Annotated in this window: 1 protein-coding gene and 1 pseudogene; both read left to right on the top strand. The window is 78.7% G+C overall.

The annotated features are described in order from the left end of the window. Positions 1–987, top strand: a 987-nt coding sequence (locus ACFWA9_RS39060) for a hypothetical protein (RefSeq protein ID WP_380394337.1), incomplete at its 5' end; no start/stop codon positions are given. 204 nt (positions 988–1,191) lie between these two features. Continuing rightward, a pseudogene (locus tag ACFWA9_RS39055) lies at positions 1,192–1,863 on the top strand (hypothetical protein); the annotation flags it as partial.

The raw sequence follows: 1,863 nt of genomic DNA, 5'->3' as shown, positions 1-1,863 counted from the left end.
GCCGGTGGGGGAGGCGGCCCCGGCGTCCGGGCGCGGCAGCGGGGCGGCTCGCGCGGTGTGCCGCCGCAGCCGGTGGCGCTGGCGCTGGCCGTCCACGCCGCCGACTTCGCCGAGCTGGCCCGGCTCGGGCTGTTCGGCCCGCTCGGCTTCCGGGACTACCTGTGGCGGACGCAGGCCCGGCTCCGGGCCCTGCGCGGGCAGGGCATCGAGGTGCACCTGAGGGTGTTCGAGCCGGCCGACTACCGGGACTACTGCGAGGCCTTCGGCCTCGACCCCGGATCGGCGGCGGCACGCGTCGCCTACGCGGCCGACCCCGAGCTGGCCGGCGAGCCCTTCGTCTACGGCGGGGAGCAGCTGACCGAGCTGCTCCCGGTCCTCGTCGACGACCACCTGGCCCGGGTGCGGATCTCGATCGCCTGCGCCGCGCTGCTGGACGTGGTCGGCGACGGCCCGTCCGGGCAGTCGCGGCTGGTGGCGGTGATGCACCACGTCACCGGGGTGTACCTGGCGCTGGCCGAGGGCGCCGGGGAGGGCGGCCACCTGCTGACCCTGCGCTGCCACGGCCCGGAGGACGGCGAGCACCTCACCGCCGCGGCGGACGTGCGCGGCGACGGCGGGCGGGTCCTCCTCGGCGGCCGGGACGCCGAGGCGTTCTGCGCCACCCTGGCGGCGGGGGTGGCACTCGGCGGGGCGGGCGCCCTCCTGCTGCACGGGGACCCTGCGGCGCCCGGTGGTCCGGTGGTGCGCGGCTGGGCCCTGGCGGCCGGCCGGCTGAGGCCGATGACCGCCCGGGAGGTGGTCGACGCGCTCGCCGACGATGCCGCGCTGGGGGTGCCGTTCCCGCCCGGAGCCGTACCGCTGCCCGGCTTCCCGCTGCCCGCCGCGCCGCCGCCGGGGGCCGCGCCGCCCTCCGGCGCGCCGCCGTGGCCCGGCGGGGCGTCGGACCCCGGCGACCGGCGTCCGGAGGGGGGTGGGCCGCTGGGCTGACCACCCGGGTGAGGCCTCCGTGTCCACCAAGCGGCGCTGGGGACTGTTCATCGACCGCCTGTTCGGGGAAGATTTCGGGGAAGATCAACAGGAGAAGCGCGCGGTGCCCCACGCCGCCGCCTCCGCCGCTCCGCCCTGTACCGCGCACGCAGGTCCTCCCCGCGCACCGTCGGTCCGGCGAGCCCGACACCGAAAGGGGGACGCATGAGCCGGATCGAGTACAGCGCGGAGATCGCCGAGCTGCTGGGCAGGGTGCGACGGCGTCCCACGGCGGGCTGGCCGTGGCGGCCGGGCGAGCGGGTGCCGGCCGGGCTGTCGGTGAAGCAGTCGTGGGGCTGGCTCTTCGCGCCCGACGGCCGGGTGCTGACCCTGGTCAACCCCAAGGACGGCATCGTCTCGCTCCCCGGCGGTTCGCTGGAGCCCGAGGACGACGGCGACCCGGGCTCCGCCCTGGCCCGCGAGGCGGCCGAGGAGGCCCAGGCGGTGATCGGCACGCCCCACTACCTCGGCTACCTCTACGACCGGGTCGGCTCGGCGAACGGTGGCCACGAGTGCGCCCGGGTCCGGATGGCGGCCGCTTTGCGGGCCGTCGGTCCCAGCGCGGCGGACCCGGCGTCGGGGCGGCACTACCGGCGGCTGCTCGTCGCGCCCGGTCTCGCGGTCGAGCTGCTCGGCTGGGGTGAACCGGGGCTGCGCCAGGCGCGGGCGGCGGTCGCGGCGGGCGTCCGGTGGCTCGGGGTGCCCTCGGCCGCCAACGAGGCGATCGAGGAGCTGCCGGCCGAGGGCTGCGAGGTCTTCCCCGGCGCCGCCCACCCGGGCCCGGCGCCCCTCCGGCTGAGCGCCGCCGCGGGTGACCCGGGCCCGGGCGCGGGGTTC

The organism is Kitasatospora sp. NPDC059973 (assembly GCF_042737525.1).
In the GTDB taxonomy this organism is placed as follows: domain Bacteria; phylum Actinomycetota; class Actinomycetes; order Streptomycetales; family Streptomycetaceae; genus Kitasatospora.
Note: the sequence above shows the minus strand (reverse complement) of the source record. Positions and strands in the feature narration are given on the sequence as shown.